This is a genomic window from Pectobacterium hainanensis (genome assembly GCF_046237015.1).
Classification (GTDB): Bacteria; Pseudomonadota; Gammaproteobacteria; order Enterobacterales; family Enterobacteriaceae; genus JBJYIN01.
The window spans coordinates 48,456-68,745 of record NZ_JBJYIN010000018.1 but is presented as its reverse complement, the minus strand read 5'-3'; the positions used below and the strand labels follow the sequence as shown (position 1 = coordinate 68,745).

At 50.4% G+C, this 20,290-nt stretch carries 17 protein-coding genes; 5 read left to right on the top strand and 12 right to left on the bottom strand.

Annotated features, from left to right (window positions below; translation table 11 throughout):
- Positions 1 to 292 precede the first annotated feature (292 nt).
- The 3 genes from ACKPVM_RS16865 to ACKPVM_RS16855 all read left to right on the top strand — a co-directional run bounded on the left by ACKPVM_RS16865 (position 293) and on the right by ACKPVM_RS16855 (position 6,949).
- Positions 293 to 2,605 carry an FdhF/YdeP family oxidoreductase gene (locus ACKPVM_RS16865; RefSeq protein ID WP_409310847.1) on the top strand — a complete coding sequence of 771 codons (2,313 nt, stop codon included), beginning with the start codon at positions 293 to 295 and terminating at the stop codon, positions 2,603 to 2,605.
- A gap of 93 nt (positions 2,606 to 2,698) precedes the next feature.
- Positions 2,699 to 4,633: an exoribonuclease II gene (locus ACKPVM_RS16860; protein WP_409310845.1), complete on the top strand. Its 1,935-nt coding sequence runs from the start codon at positions 2,699 to 2,701 to the stop codon at positions 4,631 to 4,633.
- Between the two features lie 249 nt (positions 4,634 to 4,882).
- A complete protein-coding gene (locus tag ACKPVM_RS16855; protein WP_409310843.1) occupies positions 4,883 to 6,949 on the top strand; it encodes a carbon starvation CstA family protein in 2,067 nt (688 codons plus the stop codon).
- Positions 6,950 to 7,041: 92 nt separating this feature from the next.
- On the opposite strand, the gene araD is transcribed toward ACKPVM_RS16855, so the two are convergent.
- Positions 7,042 to 7,737, bottom strand: coding sequence for an L-ribulose-5-phosphate 4-epimerase (gene araD / locus ACKPVM_RS16850; RefSeq protein WP_409310842.1), 696 nt, complete (start codon positions 7,735 to 7,737; stop codon positions 7,042 to 7,044).
- A gap of 338 nt (positions 7,738 to 8,075) precedes the next feature.
- On the opposite strand from araD, the gene osmB reads away from it, so the two are divergent.
- On the top strand, positions 8,076 to 8,288 hold the full coding sequence (gene osmB / locus ACKPVM_RS16845) for an osmotically-inducible lipoprotein OsmB (RefSeq protein ID WP_409310840.1): 213 nt from the start codon (positions 8,076 to 8,078) through the stop codon (positions 8,286 to 8,288).
- A gap of 79 nt (positions 8,289 to 8,367) precedes the next feature.
- Here osmB and yciH read toward each other — a convergent pair whose 3' ends face one another.
- The 4 genes from yciH to ACKPVM_RS16825 all read right to left on the bottom strand — a co-directional run bounded on the left by yciH (position 8,368) and on the right by ACKPVM_RS16825 (position 11,141).
- Positions 8,368 to 8,697 (bottom strand): stress response translation initiation inhibitor YciH, encoded by a 330-nt coding sequence (yciH, locus tag ACKPVM_RS16840; protein ID WP_409310838.1) that lies wholly within the window; start codon positions 8,695 to 8,697, stop codon positions 8,368 to 8,370.
- Complete coding sequence (pyrF, locus tag ACKPVM_RS16835) at positions 8,697 to 9,404, bottom strand: orotidine-5'-phosphate decarboxylase (RefSeq protein WP_409310917.1); 708 nt, start codon at positions 9,402 to 9,404, stop codon at positions 8,697 to 8,699. Before pyrF ends, yciH begins: the two co-directional genes overlap by 1 nt.
- A 248-nt stretch (positions 9,405 to 9,652) precedes the next feature.
- Positions 9,653 to 10,822, bottom strand: coding sequence for a lipopolysaccharide assembly protein LapB (gene lapB, locus ACKPVM_RS16830; RefSeq protein WP_409310836.1), 1,170 nt, complete (start codon positions 10,820 to 10,822; stop codon positions 9,653 to 9,655).
- Between the two features lie 13 nt (positions 10,823 to 10,835).
- Positions 10,836 to 11,141, bottom strand: coding sequence for a LapA family protein (locus tag ACKPVM_RS16825; protein WP_409310835.1), 306 nt, complete (start codon positions 11,139 to 11,141; stop codon positions 10,836 to 10,838).
- A gap of 250 nt (positions 11,142 to 11,391) precedes the next feature.
- On the opposite strand from ACKPVM_RS16825, the gene ACKPVM_RS16820 reads away from it, so the two are divergent.
- Positions 11,392 to 12,336 carry a sugar-binding transcriptional regulator gene (locus ACKPVM_RS16820; RefSeq protein ID WP_409310833.1) on the top strand — a complete coding sequence of 315 codons (945 nt, stop codon included), beginning with the start codon at positions 11,392 to 11,394 and terminating at the stop codon, positions 12,334 to 12,336.
- 25 nt (positions 12,337 to 12,361) lie between these two features.
- Here ACKPVM_RS16820 and ACKPVM_RS16815 read toward each other — a convergent pair whose 3' ends face one another.
- The 7 genes from ACKPVM_RS16815 to ACKPVM_RS16785 all read right to left on the bottom strand — a co-directional run bounded on the left by ACKPVM_RS16815 (position 12,362) and on the right by ACKPVM_RS16785 (position 20,253).
- Complete coding sequence (locus ACKPVM_RS16815; protein WP_409310831.1) at positions 12,362 to 13,360, bottom strand: sugar phosphate isomerase/epimerase family protein; 999 nt, start codon at positions 13,358 to 13,360, stop codon at positions 12,362 to 12,364.
- Between the two features lie 238 nt (positions 13,361 to 13,598).
- Positions 13,599 to 15,089, bottom strand: a complete 1,491-nt coding sequence (locus ACKPVM_RS16810; protein ID WP_409310830.1) for an FGGY family carbohydrate kinase — start codon at positions 15,087 to 15,089, stop codon at positions 13,599 to 13,601.
- 2 nt (positions 15,090 to 15,091) lie between these two features.
- A complete protein-coding gene (locus ACKPVM_RS16805; RefSeq protein WP_409310828.1) occupies positions 15,092 to 16,036 on the bottom strand; it encodes a transketolase family protein in 945 nt (314 codons plus the stop codon).
- The gene (locus tag ACKPVM_RS16800; protein ID WP_409310826.1) at positions 16,029 to 16,859 is read right to left on the bottom strand and encodes a transketolase; all 831 of its coding nucleotides are present in this window, start codon (positions 16,857 to 16,859) and stop codon (positions 16,029 to 16,031) included. Before ACKPVM_RS16800 ends, ACKPVM_RS16805 begins: the two co-directional genes overlap by 8 nt.
- 146 nt (positions 16,860 to 17,005) lie before the next feature.
- Positions 17,006 to 18,100: an ABC transporter permease gene (locus tag ACKPVM_RS16795; protein ID WP_409310824.1), complete on the bottom strand. Its 1,095-nt coding sequence runs from the start codon at positions 18,098 to 18,100 to the stop codon at positions 17,006 to 17,008.
- 3 nt (positions 18,101 to 18,103) lie between these two features.
- Entirely contained in the window at positions 18,104 to 19,624 is a 1,521-nt protein-coding gene (locus tag ACKPVM_RS16790) for a sugar ABC transporter ATP-binding protein (protein WP_409310823.1), read from the bottom strand.
- On the bottom strand, positions 19,624 to 20,253 hold the full coding sequence (locus ACKPVM_RS16785; protein ID WP_409310822.1) for a DUF2291 family protein: 630 nt from the start codon (positions 20,251 to 20,253) through the stop codon (positions 19,624 to 19,626). The genes ACKPVM_RS16790 and ACKPVM_RS16785 overlap by 1 nt, the downstream gene beginning before the upstream one ends.
- Between the last annotated feature and the right edge of the window lie 37 nt (positions 20,254 to 20,290).

Here is a 20,290-nt window from a genome sequence, read left to right as displayed (position 1 = left end):
CCTGTCATGATGTGGGCCATCAGTATATCACTGGCTCACGCTTTAATAGTGTCTCCAACCGGATGCGAGACGCCAAACGAACGCCTTATCGCGAATCTGAACGCCTGGCAGCTCCCTTTTCCTTTCAAAATGTAGTCGCGTTCATCTTTCAACCATCAATCAATATGCTCTATCCCGCCATAGCCGTATTTGATTAGACGCTATCACACCGACAACCTAAACTTCTTACACAAGAGCAAATATTTAAAATTTCGTTCACATTAAAAAAACATTTACACCTGCGGATTCAACCATGAAATTTAAACCATCCATTAAGCCATACCGCAATGCAGCTGGCGGCTGGGGCTCTTTAGAAGCCACCACGCGTTTTGTCTTAGACAGTAAGCAAGCGTTGAAAAATATTCGAAATTTGTTGCGGGTCAATAAATCCAAAGGATTTGACTGCCCTGGATGTGCCTGGGGTGACGATAACAGCAGCACCTTTAGCTTTTGCGAAAACGGGGCCAAGGCGGTTAGTTGGGAAGCTACGCGTAAATCGGTCGATCTCGACTTCTTTGCGAAGCACAGCGTCACCCGGCTACGCCAGCAAAGTGACTATTTCCTTGAGTATCAGGGGCGGTTAACGCACCCGATGCGTTACGATCGCGCCAGTGATCGCTATGTTCCTATCAGTTGGGATGATGCATTTCTGTTGATTGCCCAGCATGTTAAAAACATGGCGCATCCTGACCAACTGGAACTTTATACTTCTGGCCGCGCCAGCAATGAAGCCTCTTATCTGTATCAGGTATTTGGCCGTATGTTGGGTACCAATAATTTCCCCGATTGTTCCAATATGTGCCATGAGGCCAGCGGTACTGGGCTCAAACAAAGTATTGGCGTTGGGAAAGGAACTATTCGTCTGGATGATTTTGATTATGCTGACGCGATTTTCGTTTTCGGTCAAAACCCCGGTACGAATCATCCCAGAATGCTACACAGCCTGCGCCATGCCGCGGATCGCGGTGCGCATATCGTCTCATTCAATACGCTGCGCGAACGTGGGCTGGAACGTTTTGCCAACCCACAGAATCCGCTGGAACTTCTGACGCCCCTTTCCGGAACCATCAGCGAAACATATCTGCAACCCAATCTGGGTGGTGATATGGCTGCCGTTCGCGGTATGGTTAAAGCCTTATTGGAGACACACCGTCAACGCTTAAGTGCGGGTGATGCTGGCTTATTTGATCAGGCTTTTATCGCGGCACATACACGACAGGTTGAAGACTATCTGGCTGTTGTTGATGACACGACGTGGCAAAAAATCGAGCAACAATCAGGCTTGAGTGAAGCCCAATTGCGCTATGTGGCAGCGATTTATCAGCAATCCCCACGTGTTATCTGCACATGGGCAATGGGGGTAACCCAACATAAACACTCGGTCGCCACCGTACGGGAAATCGTCAACCTACAGCTTTTGTTCGGCCAGCTTGGCAAACCCGGTGCCGGTTTGTGCCCCGTACGCGGGCACAGCAATGTGCAGGGCAACCGCACCATGGGAATTGATGAAAAACCGTCTGCCGCCTTTTTGGATCGTTTAGCCACGCATTTCGATTTTACTCCGCCTTATGCGCCGGGCCATAACACCGTCGAAGCACTGGAAGCCATGCTACGCGGAGAGGTAAAGGTTCTGATTGCACTGGGAGGCAACCTTGCCGCCGCCGCTCCCGACTCAGCCAGAACCGAAGAGGCTCTTAGTTGCTGTGACCTGACCGTTCATATCAGCACTAAACTGAATCGCAGCCACCTGATTACTGGCCGGGTTGACGCACTCATCCTGCCAACGCTGGGACGTACCGACCTCGATATGCAGGCGAGTGGTCCGCAGTTTATTACCGTTGAAGACTCTTTCAGTATGGTGCATGCCTCGCAGGGCGTCGGACATCCTTTATCTCCCCTACAGCGTTCCGAAACTGCCATCGTGGCAGGCATCGCCCATGCCATATTAGGCAATGAAAAAGTAGATTGGCTGGCATTGGCGGACGATTATGGCCGTATTCGCGATCATATTGCGGCAACGATCCCAGGGTTTGAGAACTTTAATGCCAACTGCGATTTACCCGGCGGCTTTTATTTGGGGAATGCGGCAGCCAGCCTGTGTTTTGATACTACCAGCGGTAAGGCACAGTTTAGCCATGCGCCACTGCCAGATACCTTATTCCCACAGTTAGCTGGGCAAACCGTCCCCTTTACCTTGCAAACCTTACGTTCTCACGACCAGTACAACACGACTATTTATGGTCTGGACGATCGCTACCGTGGCGTTTATGGTCAGCGTGAAGTGTTGTTCATTCACCCTGACGATATTGCTGCGTTAGGATTGGAAGATGGCGATCGGGTGGACATTGAAACGCTATGGAATGACGGGATTACCCGAAAAGTATGTGGTTTCAAACTGGTCGGCTACAACATTCCGCGTGGTAATCTGGCAGCCTACTATCCAGAAACCAATCCACTGGTGCCCTTATCCAGCTTCGGTGACGAGACCCACACGCCGACATCCAAATCCGTACCAGTAAGTATTCGCCGTAGCGAACAGCCCGAATCGTTACTGCGAATTGCATGATGAAGGTCACAGGGAATGCTTGCCGCCAGCACCTGATTCGCGTAAAACTGTCAGCCGCTAATCGAGCTACTGACAACCGTATTTCTGGACGCTATGTTTCAAGATAATCCGCTGCTTGCACAGCTAAAACAGCAACTTCATTCTCAGACGCCACGGGTTGAAGGTGTCGTCAAAGGCACCGACAAAGGCTTTGGTTTTCTTGAAGCTGACGCGCAAAAGAGTTATTTCATTCCACCGCCACACATGAAAAAAGTGATGCACGGTGACCGGATTACCGCCACGCTGCATACCGAGAAAGAACGCGAGATCGCCGAACCGGAATCACTGATTGAACCCTTTCTGACCCGTTTCGTCGGTCGCGTGCAGAAAAAAGACGATCGCCTGTCCATTATTCCCGATCACCCGCTGTTAAAAGATGCCATCCCTTGCCGTGCAGCGCGCGAGGTTACCCATGCATTTCAGGATGGCGATTGGGCTGTAGCCGAAATGCGTCGTCACCCGTTAAAAGGTGACCGGGGCTTTCATGCTGAATTAACGCAATACATTACGACCGGCGATGACCCACTCGTACCGTGGTGGGTGACGTTGTCACGTCACAATCTGGAGCGTACCGCCCCTGATGCTGAGGCAACCGAACGCAACGATGACCATCTGGTGCGAGAAGATCTGACTGCCCTGAGCTTTGTTACCATCGATAGTGCCAGCACTGAGGATATGGATGATGCCTTGTTCGCTCAGGATAACGGCGATGGCTCGCTGCAACTGACTATCGCGATCGCCGACCCGACAGCCTACGTCGCTACAGGCAGCGAACTGGACAACATCGCACGGAAAAGAGCGTTCACCAATTATTTGCCCGGCTTCAATATTCCCATGCTTCCGCGTCCACTCTCGGACGATATTTGTTCACTTCGTCCTAACGAGCGCCGTCCGGTTCTGGCCTGCCGTGTAACCATCGACGCTGAGGGTGCATTAGGCAACGATATTCATTTCTTCGCCGCCTGGATCGAATCCAAAGCCAAGCTGGCTTACGATGACGTTTCCGATTGGTTAGAAGAGACGGGTGAATGGCAACCGTCCAGCGATGTCATCGCTGAACAAATCCGCCTGTTGCATCGCATTTGTCTGGCTCGTAGCAACTGGCGTCATACGCATGCGCTGGTCTTTAAAGATCGCCCTGATTATCGTTTCTTATTGGGCGAGAAAGGCGACGTACTGGATATCGTGGTTGAACAGCGCCGCATCGCAAATCGTATGGTAGAAGAAGCCATGATTGCCGCGAATGTTTGTGCCGCGTTAGTGCTGCGCGACAAGCTGGGCTTTGGCATTTACAACGTTCATAACGGATTCGATCCTGCTTCAGTCGAACAGGCGGTTGCCGTGCTGGACACGCATGGTGTTAAAGCCGATGCGCAAGCATTACTCACGCTGGAAGGCTTTTGTGCGCTTCGTCGTGAACTTGATGCTCAACCCACGCCGTTTCTGGACAATCGAATCCGCCGCTTCCAATCATTTGCCGAAGTCAGCACCACACCGGGACCACATTTTGGTCTGGGTCTGGAAGCCTATGCCACCTGGACATCGCCTATTCGTAAGTACGGCGATATGATTAATCATCGTCTGCTGAAAGCGGTAATTACGGGTCAATCAGTGGAAAAACCACAGGATGATGTGACCATTCAATTGGCTGAACGCCGCCGCCTGAACCGGATGGCAGAACGTGACGTGGGTGATTGGCTGTATGCCCGCTTCATGAAAGATAAAGCAGGCACAGCGATCCGTTTTTCCGCAGAAATTATGGATGTGACTCGCGGTGGTTTACGTGTTCGTCTGCTGGATAATGGTGCGGTGGCATTTATCCCCTCTTCCTTTATTCACGCGGTGCGCGACGAACTGGTGTGCAGCCAGGAGATGGGAACCGTTTCAGTTAAAGGTGAAGTGGCCTACCGTCAAGGCGATGTTTTCGATGTTGTCATTGTCGAAGTCCGTCTGGAAACTCGCAGCATTCTGGCAAAACCAGCAGCATAAATCTTCTGATAACATCGGTTTTCCATCGTATCTGCCTTTAACCCTGCAACGTATCGCAGGGTTTTTTATGCTTTTACTGTCAACAAAATGGCATTCATCCTGACCGATTCTTTAAGGTTATTTACAAAAATTCATTGCTGCTCACACTTTCTCATCAATCTCCCTTCTCACCTGCCTTAAACACACTATTGTTAAATTGCATTAACACTCGCGCTATATTTCTTTCCGAATAACGAAGGAGCCGTTGCTATGAATAACGTCAAGAGCATGGTGATCTGGCTATTAGTCGGCCTGGTGGGAGCAACCGCTTTCGCCATGCTGGCATTAAGCCGTGGTGAACACGTGAATGCCGTGTGGTTGGTCGTTGCTTCTGTATCTTGTTATAGCATTGCCTACCGTTTTTATAGTTTATTTATCGCCAAAAAAGTCTTTGAACTCGACGATCGTCGTTTAACGCCAGCTGAGCGCCATAACGACGGTCTGGATTATGTCCCGACCAATAAATGGGTGTTGTTCGGTCACCATTTTGCGGCAATTGCCGGTGCGGGCCCGCTGGTTGGCCCGATTCTGGCGGCACAGATGGGCTTTTTGCCCGGTACTATCTGGATTCTGGTTGGTGTTATGCTGGCCGGTGCAGTGCAAGATTTCCTGGTATTGTTCATTTCAACCCGCCGCGACGGTCGTTCGTTAGGCGAAATGGCAAAACAGGAACTCGGAGCCTTTGCCGGGGTCATCACCATGCTCGGCGCCCTTGGCGTGATGATCATTATCCTTTCTGCACTGGCTCTGGTGGTGGTCAAAGCGCTGGCTGATAGCCCCTGGGGGTTGTTCACGATTGCGGCCACTATCCCTATCGCGCTCTTCATGGGCGTTTATATGCGTTTTCTACGTCCCGGAAAAATTGCAGAAGTCTCTATCATCGGTTTCGTTCTGATGATGCTGGCGATTGTTTACGGGGGTAACATCGCAGCCCATCCGTACTGGGGTCCTCTTTTCACATTAAAAGGCACGACACTGACCTGGGTATTGGTGATTTATGGCTTTGTTGCGTCAGTGCTCCCCGTTTGGTTACTGCTGGCTCCGCGTGATTACCTGTCCACTTTCCTGAAAATCGGCGTTATTGTTGGGCTGGCGGTCGGAATTGTCTTTGCCATGCCGGAAATGAAAATGCCAGCGGTTTCCCGCTTCATTGATGGCACGGGCCCGGTATTCTCCGGTAGCCTGTTCCCCTTCTTGTTCATTACCATTGCCTGCGGTGCGATCTCGGGTTTCCATGCGCTGGTTTCCAGCGGTACCACACCCAAACTGGTCGAACGTGAAAGTCATATCCGTTTTATCGGTTACGGCGCAATGTTGATGGAGTCCTTCGTTGCCATTATGGCGCTGATTTGTGCATCGGTTATCGAACCGGGCGTTTACTTCGCCATGAACTCACCGGCCGCCTTAATTGGCACCACGGTAGAAAATGCGTCCCAGGTGATCAACAGTTGGGGATTCGTGATCACACCGGAAGCACTTAGCGACATCGCGCGTGATGTCGGTGAGGCGTCCGTGCTATCACGTGCTGGTGGCGCGCCAACCTTTGCGGTCGGTATGGCACACATTATTACCGAGATTTTTAACAGTCGGGCCATGATGGCTTTCTGGTACCACTTTGCCATTTTATTTGAAGCCCTGTTTATCTTAACAGCGGTTGATGCTGGCACACGTGCTTGCCGCTTTATGGTGCAGGATCTGGTCGGTGTCGTGATCCCTGGGATGGGGAAAAGCCATTCCTGGCTGGGAAATCTGGCAGGAACCACCGTTGCCGTCGCAGGTTGGGGATTCTTTGTTTATCAGGGTGTCATCGACCCACTCGGTGGTATTAATACGCTTTGGCCGTTATTTGGTATCGGTAACCAAATGCTGGCATCAATGGCATTGATTCTCGGTACTGTCGTGTTGTTCAAAATGAAGAAACAGCGCTATGCGTGGGTCACTATTGTGCCAACGGCCTGGTTATTCATTACGTCAATGACCGCCGGCTGGCAGAAGATTTTCCACGAAAAACCCAGCATCGGTTTCCTGGCACAGGCAAAACGCTTCTCTGCGGGCATTGAGCAAGGCACGTTGATTGCACCAGCAAAGACGATTAAAGACATGGAAACAATTGTGTTCAGTAATCAGATTAATGCGGCGCTTTGCGGCTTCTTTATGTTGGTTGCGGTCACAATGCTAGTTTCAGCATTCTTTGTCATTAGACGAGCACTTAATAGCGATCAACCAACCGCCAAAGAAACGCCGGTTGTGTTACGTGAAGGTACGCACCACAGCTAACGTATTGTTTTACTGTTTCTAATCATCTTAGTCGCCCCTGTTTACGCAGGGGCGACTAAGTTTGGGTTGGTGTGATGTGGTTTGATAAACGATCACTGTCCGTAGTAAGCATTTTTACCATGCTTACGCAGATAGTGCTTATCCAGCAGGGTTTGTTGCATATCACCGAGTGAAGGTGCCAACTGACGAGAGAAAATCCCCATATAGGCAACCTCTTCCAATACAACGGCATTATGTACCGCGTTATCGGCATCTTTCCCCCAGGCAAATGGACCATGCGAATGGACCAAGACCGCAGGGATATCGGTTGGCGATAACTGGCGAGATTGAAAGGTTTCAATAATCACATTGCCTGTTTCCCATTCATAACGCCCGTTAATTTCCTCATCGGTCATCAAGCGTGTACAAGGGATACCGCCATAGAAATAATCAGCATGTGTCGTCCCCCAGGCGGGAATATCTTGCCCGGCCTGAGCCCAAATCGTGGCATGGCGGGAATGGGTATGAACGATACCGCCGATGTCTGGAAACGCCAGATATAACGCACGATGCGTATCCGTATCCGAAGACGGTTTTTTCGTTCCCTCAACCACCTTACCGCTGTCTAGTTCCACCACAACCATGTCGTCGACTGACATCTCGTCATACTCGACACCCGATGGCTTAATCACCATCACTCCCTGTAGACGATCAACTGCACTGACATTACCCCAGGTAAATGTCACCAGATGATGCCGCGGTAATGCCAGATTCGCATCTAACACCTGTTTTTTCAGTCTATCCAACATGTTCAGCCTCCAGCGACGACGTGACTATCCTGTCATTCTCGCGACCCCCAACCTCTATCGCTATGGTCTAAATCGCTAAAGACCGAGTGGTGTTTCGCTGTAGCACAAAATCTATAGCCTGATACATATGGATAAAAAATCACCAATTTTGTCAATTCTTGCTATCGTTAACGTCATGCATGGGGAATTAAGAGTTTTTACCTGTTGTGGTTTCTGCCGATGATTATACTTTCCCTTAAGCAATGGAAAGGACGATGTTGTTATTTAATACCGTAAAAATGTCATTTTACGATATTTTCCTCACAAACGTGTGAGGTCAAAAATCCGTAGGGGGAAACATGAAATTCAATAGACGACTCACCACTGCCGCAGTCGCCATTACACTGACAGTGGTGCTGGCTGGCTGTTCAAATATGTCGAAACGCGATCGCAATACAGCCATTGGTGCCGGTGCAGGAGCCGTTGGGGGGGCAATCTTAACGGATGGCGGAACATTAGGGACGCTGGGTGGTGCCGCCATTGGCGGGTTGATTGGTCGCCAGGTCGATTAATACGTCCTCGGGCAGCAGGTTCATCTACACGTTGATCCTGCTGCCATTGAGCGCGTTCAGTATGATATATCGACAAGACTCACCCGCCAGCCAGTTTAACCTTCATCCCTTTGGCTTCCAGCAGTTGTTTCAATAAATCACGTTTGTCGCCTTGAATCTCAATCACGCCATCTTTGACCGCCCCGCCACAGCCGCATTTTTTCTTTAATTCAGCGGCAAGTTTATCCAGGGCGATATCATCAAGATCAATCCCGCTGATGACGCACACGCCCTTTCCTTTACGTCCGCTGGTCTGGCGTTGAATACGTACGATGCCATCGCCTTGTGGACGGGCAACCTTCTCTTCTTCAGGCTTAATACGTCCTGTCTCTGTGGAATAGACCAGACGACTGTTATCGCTGTTACTCATTATTCCGCTCCAGAAAGCAGTGACTGACGAATATCACGCAGCGTTTGTGCAGGATCGATAGCTTGCGTAATGGGTCGACCGATCACCATATAATCCACACCCGCAAGTTTGGCTTGAATGGGCGTCATCACACGCCGCTGATCGCCGACATCACTCCCAGCAGGGCGAATACCCGGCGTAATCAAACGAAAAGATTGGCCACATACCTGTTTCAAACGCGCGGCTTCATGCGCAGAACAGACTACACCATCTAAACCACAGTGATGTGTTAATACTGCCAATCGTTCAGCCTGCTCAGCAGGCGATGCCGTAATACCTAAACCACGTAAATCATCAGCATCCATGCTGGTCAGGACGGTAACAGCAATCAACAGCGGCGCGTCCTTACCAAAGGGTAACAGAGCCTCTTTTGCTGCCGTCATCATGCGTACCCCACCACTAGCGTGGACATTCACCATCCATACACCCAGTTCAGCCGCCGCCGCAACCGCATGAGCGGTCGTATTGGGGATATCATGGAATTTCAGGTCGAGAAAAACGTCAAAACCGCGCTGTTGTAAAGACTGAACAAACTGTGGGCCAAACAGCGTAAACATCTCCTTACCCACTTTTAAACGACAATCCTGAGGATCAATGCGATCAACAAAAGAGAGTGCAGCGCCTTGGTCGGCATAATCTAACGCCACGATAATTGGGGATGAAGCCATCTGGCTATTTTCTTGTGTCTTTTGATGTGTCACCTGTTGCCCCTTGATGAAAAGATCGGTCGTCGCGCAAAAAATTCCGCCGTATTTTACCTATCCGACACCTTAAATCCCAGCAGTCCGTGATCTTGCTTCTTGGGAAGCCAGAACCATCACCTTTATTTCTGGCACGGTAAGTAGGATAAAAATAAGTATGTTGTAACTAATTTGATAACAAACACATTCCGGTATTAAAAAGAACAATGGCGTGATTATTGACCGTCCAATCCACGAATCGGTTTTATGCTTGCCCAAGCCCGGCAGGAAGGACAATGCCAGTAAAGTGATTGGGACGTAAATCCGCATTTATGGCAACGGTAACGTGGCTTGGTGCGAACTTGTTCACCAACCAAATCACGCAGAACCACAAGACTTTCTTTTGCCCTGCCGTCTTCGGCTTCGCTCAGATGGAAATCAATTAACCGATGGAATACGCGCATGGTAGGATGGCGTTGCAGTTGGCGGTTGATATAAACCTGCGCGACATCGGCCCCCTGCTCTTGCTCAAGGATATCCGCCAACATTAATTCTGCCGTCGCACCCGAATTTTCTTCGACGCAACGTTTAAGAAAATCAGACCACTTCTGTGGTTGCTGTAGGTGCTGGTAGCATTCTTGCAGCATGGGCAGTGTTTCGCTAACGAAGGCTTTGTCCTGATCGAGAACCTGCTGCAATGCTTCAACCGCACGTTCATACTCTTGCTGAGCCATATAAATACGTCCCAACATGATGGACACTCGTGCGCATTGCTTATCCGCTGCCGCCCCTTTTTTCAGTAGCTGCAACACTTTGTCCAGGTCATCGCTTCCCATGGCAAGCAGAGACAACTCACAGTAAAAATGTGCAATCTCCACCCGGAGTTCCTCTTTGCCCATTTTCACTAATTTTTCGGCGGCTTCAATCGCATTTAGCCAATCGCTGGTCGACTGGTAAATCTGCAATAACTGCTGCAACGCACTGCGGCGAAAATCTTCTTCGTCGACCAGCTGATTGAAAATTTCTTCGGCGCGATCATACAGCCCAGCCGCAACGTAATCTCGCCCAAGCTGTTGAACGGCTAATAACCGTTGTTCGAACGTCAGGGACGCACTCTCGGTCAATGCCTGGTGAATACGGATAGCGCGGTCAACTTCACCGCGAGAGCGAAACAGATTACCCAGCGTAAGATGAGCTTCAAACGTGTTGCTGTCGTCTTTGAGCATATCCAGAAAGAGTTCGACAGCTTTGTCCTGCTGGTTAGAAAGCAGAAAGTTCACCCCGGTCACATACTCACGAGACAGGCGATTCGATTCCTGCTCTTTATCCTGCTGCGCACTTCTGCGGCCCATGTACCAGCCGTAAGCGGCGGCCACTGGCAGCAACAGAAACAGCAGTTCTAACATAGAGAATGATTCCTTAGTGGGTAACAGTCTGTGCTGGCGTCACATTCACCTCACTCGAGGTTGGAAGCTGTTGCTCCAGACGCTTAATTTTTCGTAGTGCACGACCCAACGCAATACGCTGACGTAGATAGAACAAGCCACAGATTACCCAGCCAAGCACAAAACCCAGCGCAAATAACGTCGCAAGCAGCGTTGATATGCGATAGTCCCCTTGCGCCAGCAGGTAATTAAACGTAACCACCTGATCGTTGTTTGCGCCCAGTGTGACAGAAATGATGAATATCGCCAGCACGAGTAAAAAAATCAGTAAGTATTTCACGTTCTCTTTCCTGTGATATCCCATTAACCGGATGAATTATGCCAAAATTTGGCGACATACCCTATTAAATTACCATCCATCGCGCTGACAGGGAAATATTGGTGTCGAAACGCCCTTTTTCCCCTTTAAACGCGTCTTGATGCTGTCTAAGAACACCTAAAAACGGTGATATTCTCTTCTACGATCGCCTGTGCTTGTTATTTATTCCAAGCTGAATAAAAATGACAACCGTGAGCCAGCGGGAGGATACATGTCAAAACAGGATGAGCAGCGATTATTGGTCAAGATCGCCACGCTTTATTATAGCGAAGGGATGAAACAAGCAGAAATTGCTGAATCACTCCATTTATCACAGTCATTTGTGTCACGTGCGATTACGCGCTGTGTTAAAGAAGGTGTGGTCAAAATCAGCGTTATTCAACCCCCTAACATGTTTATGACGTTAGAATCAGCGATTCAAAAACGGTACGCCATCGATCAGGCTATCGTGGTTGATGTTGCCGATAACGCTAGCCTTGCACAGGTAAAGCAGGCGATTGGTTCCGCCGCTGCACACTATGTCCAGACCAGTATTCGACCTGACGATTTAGTGGGGATTTCATCCTGGAGTAGTACGCTCCGGGCGATGGTTGATAATCTTCATCCCTTGGCGATTAAGGCTCAAGGCGTCATTCAACTGTTAGGCGGCGTCGGCCCAAATGGTAACGTTCAGGCCACGATCCTCACACAAACACTGGCAAACCAACTGAACTGCGCGGCCTATTTGCTGCCCGCACAAAGCATCGAACGCTCGGTAGAAGATCGTGCTCGACTGGTAACCAGTGATGAAGTATCCAACGTGGTAGCCAAGTTTAGCGAGGTGAGCCTCGCACTGGTTGGGATCGGCGTATTAGAGCCGTCCCAACTGCTGAAAAACTCCGGTAACTATTACCACGAAGAAATGCTGCGGCTTTTGGCTGAACGAGGTGCGGTAGGCGATCTCTGCCTGCATTATTACAACGCTGAGGGAGAACCGGTATTACGTGAAAGCGAAGATCCGGTGATTGGTATGGCATTACCACAGTTACGCAAGTGTCCGCGAGTGGTTGCGCTGGCAGGTGGCGTAGAAAAAAGCGCCGCGATTCGAGGCGCTTTATCAGGTCATTATGTTGATGTGCTGATTACCGACAGGCTCACCGCCGAAACACTGGTATAACCCGTACACCTGCACATATCGTTACTTACTCGTCCACCTTGATCGACGAGAGTAACGCATCCTGAACAATCCGCTGCGCTAATAAAGGATTCTGTGCTTCTTGCGCCGCTTGAAGTGCCGGGATATCGAGCTTATCCAACGCACGATAAATGTGTTTCAGGAAACGGATAGACAGCTTGGCTGCTTCAACATGATTTTCACGGAATGGGAACTGATCGAGTTGCCACACCCCATTCCAGTTGTTAATTTTCAAGACATAGAAGAACTCAAAAATTTCGGTCATATGGACCGTACCCACAACCAAATCGTCATCCCAGCCACGCAAGTTATCGTTGACATCCATACCAAATAAGCGACCGCGATCGATAATCAACTGTGCGGAATCCGCCGGCGACTCACCACCGTACAACGCATGACCGAAGTCCAACAGTACGCCCACATTATCCAGGCCGATATCTTCAATGCCCAACAGCGTGCGCGCGGCTGAATCCCAGGTCATTTTCACACGTGGCTCACGCGGCTTATATTCTATCGCGAATTTGACATCCGGATTAGCCCCCGCCAGATCGCGCATACCGTCTACCGCTAGCTTCCATAGGTTTTTGTGACTAACCTGGAATGGATAATCCCAACCATCCTGACCTGGCCATACTTTGACATAATTCGCACCCAGCTCACGAACAATTCCGGCAGCTTCATGCATCAAATCAAATGCCGCCGCACGCGCAGCAGGATCGGGATTGGTAAACGCCCCACGAGACCATTTTTGCAGATAGATTTCTGGCGTAATACCGATGGCTTTCAGCCCGGCATCTTTTAACGCATCTTTCACTTCATTCAGCGTAACGCCTGGGGTAAACGGATAGGGTAAATCCACGTAAGACAGCTCACCGACCTCTTTCGCGGCTTTGATCTGATCCAGCGTACTCAACGCCGGGCCATAGCCATCAACCGCGTACCGATCGATATAATTCGCAAAATGCCATAAACCCGCGCCAAACTCAGGATAGTTATACGTTGCCATAATTAAATCACCTCTTTGATTTGTGATTATCCTCGTTATATTTCAAACCGTCTGAACGTTGGCGTCGTTCACCTTCCCAAGTCGCTGATTTAAAAAGCGCATCAGGATTTTTTTACTTGCCACTTTCCGACAACTTGAATTATTGAGGGTACAGATGATGCTTCGGATCATGAGGAAATATTGATGTTCAGTTCCACCAGACCCAACAAAATAATGCTTACCTAACCATCAGATTTACTTACCGTACTGGCTGAAAACGAGCGCGAGCCACCGCATCTTTCCAATGCGCATAGCTGTCCAAGACAGCGCTATTTACCCCTTGTGGCTCGATGCACTCCACTTCCCTTGGCAAGGCCGCCATCTGCTCTCGAGTGACCCACCACCCCAATGTTTTTCCTGCCAGATAAGCGGCACCCAGTGCGGATACCTCGGCATTGTGGTTACGAATCAGAGGACGTTGCAGCAGATCGGCTTGAAATTGCATCAACCAGCGATTTTGTGTCGCACCGCCGTCGACGCGTAGCGCAGGCAATGCACGCTGGGAAGCCTGTTCCATCGCAAAAAAGACGTCAGCGATTTGATATGCAATCGCTTCAAGACCGGCACGCGCAATCACCGCTGGCGTGGTAGCATCAGACAAACCACACACGATGCCGCGTGCCTGGGTGTCCCAATACGGTGCCCCCAACCCCGATAAGGCCGGAACAAAAAAGACGTTTTGATTAGATTCGGCACTTAATGCCAGTTCGGTCAGGTGCGGTATAGAAGAGACACCAAGCATCTTGCCTATCCAGGCGAAACCGGAACCGGTATGGGTAATATTACCTTCCAGCGCGTAGCGCAGGTCCCCATCATGCCAGGCAATTGTCGTGCTCAAACCATGGTCACGGATCTTAGAATGGTCAACGGTCGTCATCAGCGATGAACCTGTCCCATAGGTCGCCTTGATTTCCCCGCTTTGATTGCTTCCCTGTCCATATAACGCCGCGTGAGAATCACCGATAAGAGCGGCAATAGGCACACCAACGGGTAACCCCTTGATATTGGTGAGCGCAGTATGCCCATGTACCGCAGCCGAAGGCGTTACTGCGGGTAAACAGATACTGGGAATGCCAAACAGAGCCAGTAAATCCTCATCCCAACATCCTCGATGGATATTGAACAACTGGGTACGAGAAGCATTGGAGTAATCTGTTGAATAAGCCAGTCCACCGCTAAGTTGCCAGTTAAGCCAACAATCAACCGTACCGATGCACAGCTCACCGCGTAAAGCTCGCGCGGCACCTTCAGGCAATTCAGCCAACATCGTGTGTATTTTTGATGCAGGGAAAAGCGGATCCAACGTGAGTCCCGTCCGTTCCTCAATCAACGTAGCTTCAGCACTGCCATGCAATGCTTGGCAGAAACGTTCAGAACGACGATCCTGCCAACTAACCAGCGGTGTCAACGGTTGTCCGGTTTGCCGTTCCCAGATTAAGACGGACTCCCGCTGATTACTGATGGCGATACCCTCGACGCGCACACGATGTAATTGCGCCAGACAGGCCTCAATTGCCTGACAAACCGCGTGCCAGATAGCCATAGCATCCTGTTCCGCCCGCCCCGGTTCGGGATGCGAAACATGCAGCGCCACCGAGGCTTTAGCCAGAATGCGGCCCGATGTATCTACTGCTATCGCTTTGGCGTTCGTTGTGCCTTCATCGATTGCCAGAATAATCGGTGTGACCATAATTATTCTCCCTGACAGAGACGCTGCGCCGCATTAACGATACCTGATGCATCCAGTCCGTGATGTGCACGCATAGCGGAACGATCGGCCGCAATCGCATACTGTCCATCAGGGATGCCGAGTCGTAACAGCGGGATACCTTTACCCGCTTCTGCCAATACCTCAGCGACCAGACTACCCGCCCCGCCATTCACATTGTGCTCTTCCACCGTAATAACCCGAGGCGTTTCACTCAGAATTTCAAGCAATTGCCGAGTATTACACGGACGAATCGAAGAAAGGTTGACCACCGTAGCAGAGATGCCTTTCTCCGCTAATAACTCGGACGCCGTCACGACTTCATGCACGGTCGAGCCCATCCCGACCAATGCGATATCAGTCCCTTTACGTAATACGTCGATTTGTCCCGGAACAAAGTGGTATTGCTCATCATGCAAGGCTGGTAGCGCCTTACCATCAAGGCGGATGTACACCGGCCCCTGATGAGCGAGAGCGTAGTCGATGATCTGTCGGCATTCTTCAGGGCTGGACGGCGCATAAATCTCAATATTACCGAACCCGCGGAGTACCGAGATATCGTCAATACTGTGGTGGGTACTGGCTAACGGCCCGTAGCTGCACCCGGCATTCAGCCCAAACAGCTTAACGTTGCTGTTGTTATAGCAAACGTCAACTTTGACCTGCTCGTTTGCTCGTGAAATTAAAAACGGGGCAGCATTACACGTTACCGCGACTTTGCCGCCGATAGATAATCCCACCGCCGTGCCAACCATGGTTTGTTCTGCAATCCCCACGTTAACCAGACGCTCTGGGAAACGTTGGATAAAAGGAGAAATTTTCGCCGTTGACGTTGAGTCCGCCACGACTGGAACCAGATCGACACCCCGATCAACCGCTTTAATAAATTGCTCGACCATGACACTGGCCAGATGCTCTGCGTTATTCATCTTTCAATTCCTCCAATGCCAATGCGATCTCTTCACCTTTGGGTACACGGTGATGCCATTCAGCCCGTCCCTGAATGAAGGACACCCCAGCCCCTTTCTCTGTATTGGCAATCACCACGTTTGGCTTACCATTTGGCGTCAGACCTTCCAGTGTCGTCACCACGGATTGCATGTCATTACCGGCACACTCCGTGACCTCTAAACCAAAAGCACGCCACTTATCCGCCAGTGGATCGGTATTCATGATGGAACGAGTCGCGCCAGCCAGTTGCAGCTTGTTTTTGTCGTTGATAATGATCAGGTTATCCAATTTGTAGTGCGCGGCGACCAAAGCTGCTTCCCAGTTGCTACCTTCAGCCAATTCCCCATCGCCCGTCACAACGAATACCCTGCGCGGACTGTTGTCGCGTTTGGCGGCTAGTGCAATTCCTACAGCTACCGGCAGGCCATGTCCCAACGCCCCTGTATTCAACTCAATGCCTGGGGTTTTATGCTTCACCGGGTGTCCTGGCAGATGAGAATCAGGATGCTGATACGTCGGCAACCAGGACTCTGGGAAATAACCGCCTTCAGCCAGACAGCAGTAATAGCCGCCAACCGCATGACCTTTGGACTGAATGTAAATATCCCGCTGGGGATCCTGAAGACGATCTGGCGCACAATTCAAAATACGAAAATACAGAGCCGTCAGAATTTCAACCTGTGATAAATCGGCTCCCGTATGTCCACCCGCCGGGCTATTGGCATTCAGATGAATAATGCGGCGACGAATAGCGCGAGCTTTCTGTATCAACGCCTCCACCGACAATGTGTACGGATTCATATCTCACCTCACTTGAATTTTTACTCAAATTTGAATATTTATTCCATTGTGGACAAAAAAAACAGCATTCAAAAACACCAGGAACATTTTTTATACGTCACCGTGTGACGGTCCAACTGCCTATTTATCCCTTTCCTCTGGTCGTGCTATGCCCCTTCAGCGGCAACCTTTTGCGAAACAATTGCGGCTTTGTGCTGCATCCGGTTCTGCATCTGATCGATGATAACCGCTACAATAATCACAATGCCTTTGATGACCATCTGCCAGAACTCACTGACCCCCATCATGACCAGTCCATCAGCCAGAATACCGATGACAAAAGCCCCGATAACCGTCCCTAATATGGTTCCACGCCCTCCAGCCAACGATGTCCCACCGAGTACAACCGCAGCGATAGCATTCATTTCAAATGCCGTACCGGTCGCCGGGTGGCTCGCCACCAGTTGAGAAGACACCACAATTCCCGCAATCGCGGCACAAAAACCGGAGATGGTATAGACCCAGACCTTAACCTGCCGAACCTTTACACCCGATAATTCAGCGGCTCGTTCGTTATCGCCAATAGCATAAACATGACGACCAAACGGTAACCGACGAGCGACATAGGCAATGATCAACGCCAGTATCAGCATCAACCAGATGGCAAACGGGATCCCCAGTACCGTACCGGAACCAATAAGATCAAAACCGGTATTGCCTAATTGTGGGTTGCCCGATAGACCAGGGAACGTTTCCCCTCCCGATATCAGCATGGCCGCACCACGCACGATGTACATCGTGCCTAACGTACAAATGAATGGCGCAACGTTATAACGCGTGATAATCCAACCGTTTATTGCGCCAATAAACGCGCCAATCAGAAGAACCACCGGCACGATAACCCATACGCTGGGGAAAATAGCGACGCCAAACATGGGTAGAACAATACCCTGGGTAATCATGTAGCCTGCGATCATCCCGCATAGCCCTAACGTAGCGCCTATCGATAAGTCGATACCTGCGGTAATGATGACGAACGTGATCCCCAATGCCAGAAACGCGTTAATGGCAATGTGTTTCACCATGATGATCAAACTGCCCGTCGCCAGAAATCCGGGGACAGTAAAAGAAAAGAAGCCCAAAATCAGGAACAGCGCAATAAACGTACGCAACCTGAGGATCAGCAGCAGCATATTCTCGCGCGATCGTACAAATTTGCTCGGAGACAGCGCACCCGACACGGGAAGATTAGTGGTTTTCATCGTTCAGAACCCTTGTGCACTTGCTGAAACTAATGCCGACTCAGTGGCGGACTGACGCACGATATTTGCTGTCAATTTGCCATTCGACATCACCAAAATACGATCCGATACCGCCATGATTTCTTTCAGATCCGATGTAGAAAACAATACGCCAATGCCCTGTTCAGACAGTTTCACCATCATCTCGAACACATCAGCCTTTGCCCCCACATCAATCCCGCGAGTCGGTTCATCCAACAACAAAATTTTCGGGCTGGTCAGCAGGGAACGCCCGATGACGACTTTCTGCTGATTCCCTCCGCTCAATGCTTGAATCTCCACCTCGGGAGAGGACACTTTGATGGCCAGTTGACCAATCGTCGAGGCAACGACCTCCGATTCCTGCTGCCGGAATATCGCCATGCCATACTTCAAACGCCGCCATAGGCTGGCAATTGTGAGGTTAGACGCCACTGACGATAACGGGAAAATACCGGTTTTCTTACGATCTTCTGGCACCAGACTCATTCCCATACGAATACGCTGAGCCGTTGATAAGTGGGCGTTCACCGGTTTGCTATCAAGATAAATCTTGCCCAGATAGTCATTTTGCGTACCGAGCAAACACTCAAATAACTCTGTCCGTCCCGCCCCCATCAAGCCATAAATCCCAACGATTTCCCCTTCCCGCACCATGATGGAAACGTCATTCACTACCTTGTTGCCAACATCATTGACACAGGTGATGTGCTCCGCTTCCAACACCGGCGCACCGAAGGTTCTGTCGGGATGCAAGAAACTGGACACCGGATCTCCGCCCAACATTTCCCGGATAATCCACTGCACATCAATTTCGTTGACTGGGGCTTCCGCCTGAAATCGTCCGTCACGCAAAATAGTGATGTAGTCACCAATTGCCATCAGCTCTTCCAGACGGTGAGAAATATAAATGATGGATACATTCTGTCGGGTCAGCTCGCGGATCACGCGAAACAGAATGTCGACCTCTGTTTTACTCAACGCGGACGTTGGCTCATCCAGAATGAGAATATCGGCCTGTTCAGCCAGCGCCTTGGCGATTTCGACCAACTGCTGTTGACCCACCTTCAGGCTGGCGACTTCCGTACTCGGCGAGATAGCCTGATCGAGGCGGGCCATCAATTCAGCCGCAATGCGTTCCTGCTCTTTTACATCGATCGGGTTAATGCCCTTTTGGATTTCACGGCCCAGGAAGATGTTTTCCGCCACGCTGAGGTTTTCCGACAGGTTAAGCTCCTGATGCACCATGCCAATGCCTTTAGCGGCAGCGTCTCGAGTATCAGCAATACGGACTTCCTGACCATTCAACAAAATTTTGCCCGAAGTCGGCTGCTGCACCCCGGCCAGTATTTTCATCAGCGTCGATTTTCCCGCACCGTTCTCGCCAATGATGACATTGACCTTACCGCGATAGACGTTGTAATCCACGTTATCTAACGCTTTGGTTCCGGGGAACAGCATCGTTACACCGCGGGTAGCCATGACAACATCCGGTTTTTCCGTCATTATTTCGCCCCCTTGTGTAACTCAATGGGAACCGCATCATTCATTCCCTGTTTTGTCAGCGTTAACGCCGCCAAGACCCGAATGTTCTGCCCTTGCCAACTGTCATCAACGTCTGGCAAATTCTGAATTGCCTTTTTATTCATGGCGCGAGCCAACTGCGCAAACTGCACCTGGTTCTTAAAATCATCAAAACGAATAAAACCTGCCGCATCGCGAATCGCATTACCTTTAACAATCGGTCCGAGTTGCAACGCAACCGTTTCTCCTTGAACCTCAATCGTTAAGCGACCTTCCCGCGTCTCCCGTTCCAGCTTGGCAACAGAACCAGAAAACTGGACATACACAGACTTGCTACCGTTGTCCGCCAAGGTGGACTGCGTTTTTTTCAATTCTTCCCAACTCAACGCCTGCTGTTGCGCGAGCGGCAATAATTTCGGTTGCCAAAGCTCATCCGCAATCTTATCTGGTGTCATGTTGTTGTAGCTCGGTGCCGCCGACGGATCGGTCGGGATAACCGGTTTACCGTTTTCATCCAGATCAACCACCGTACAGGCTGATAACAACCACACCGATAAGAGCAGCGTACCGAGTCTTATCCCTGCGATGCGGCATCGTTCATAAAGCAGCATAACGACTCCTTTATCAGCAGGGGCATAACGCCCCTGC

What these genes read in the sequence shown, in the direction of transcription:
- ACKPVM_RS16865 (WP_409310847.1), top strand. Translation starts at nt 293, where the DNA reads ATGAAATTTAAACCATCCATTAAGCCATACCGCAATGCAGCTGGCGGC.
- ACKPVM_RS16860 (WP_409310845.1), top strand. Translation starts at nt 2,699, where the DNA reads ATGTTTCAAGATAATCCGCTGCTTGCACAGCTAAAACAGCAACTTCAT.
- ACKPVM_RS16855 (WP_409310843.1), top strand. Translation starts at nt 4,883, where the DNA reads ATGAATAACGTCAAGAGCATGGTGATCTGGCTATTAGTCGGCCTGGTG.
- araD (WP_409310842.1), bottom strand. Translation starts at nt 7,737, where the DNA reads ATGTTGGATAGACTGAAAAAACAGGTGTTAGATGCGAATCTGGCATTA.
- osmB (WP_409310840.1), top strand. Translation starts at nt 8,076, where the DNA reads ATGAAATTCAATAGACGACTCACCACTGCCGCAGTCGCCATTACACTG.
- yciH (WP_409310838.1), bottom strand. Translation starts at nt 8,697, where the DNA reads ATGAGTAACAGCGATAACAGTCGTCTGGTCTATTCCACAGAGACAGGA.
- pyrF (WP_409310917.1), bottom strand. Translation starts at nt 9,404, where the DNA reads ATGGCTTCATCCCCAATTATCGTGGCGTTAGATTATGCCGACCAAGGC.
- lapB (WP_409310836.1), bottom strand. Translation starts at nt 10,822, where the DNA reads ATGTTAGAACTGCTGTTTCTGTTGCTGCCAGTGGCCGCCGCTTACGGC.
- ACKPVM_RS16820 (WP_409310833.1), top strand. Translation starts at nt 11,392, where the DNA reads ATGTCAAAACAGGATGAGCAGCGATTATTGGTCAAGATCGCCACGCTT.
- ACKPVM_RS16815 (WP_409310831.1), bottom strand. Translation starts at nt 13,360, where the DNA reads ATGGCAACGTATAACTATCCTGAGTTTGGCGCGGGTTTATGGCATTTT.
- ACKPVM_RS16810 (WP_409310830.1), bottom strand. Translation starts at nt 15,089, where the DNA reads ATGGTCACACCGATTATTCTGGCAATCGATGAAGGCACAACGAACGCC.
- ACKPVM_RS16805 (WP_409310828.1), bottom strand. Translation starts at nt 16,036, where the DNA reads ATGAATAACGCAGAGCATCTGGCCAGTGTCATGGTCGAGCAATTTATT.
- ACKPVM_RS16800 (WP_409310826.1), bottom strand. Translation starts at nt 16,859, where the DNA reads ATGAATCCGTACACATTGTCGGTGGAGGCGTTGATACAGAAAGCTCGC.
- ACKPVM_RS16795 (WP_409310824.1), bottom strand. Translation starts at nt 18,100, where the DNA reads ATGAAAACCACTAATCTTCCCGTGTCGGGTGCGCTGTCTCCGAGCAAA.
- ACKPVM_RS16790 (WP_409310823.1), bottom strand. Translation starts at nt 19,624, where the DNA reads ATGACGGAAAAACCGGATGTTGTCATGGCTACCCGCGGTGTAACGATG.
- ACKPVM_RS16785 (WP_409310822.1), bottom strand. Translation starts at nt 20,253, where the DNA reads ATGCTGCTTTATGAACGATGCCGCATCGCAGGGATAAGACTCGGTACG.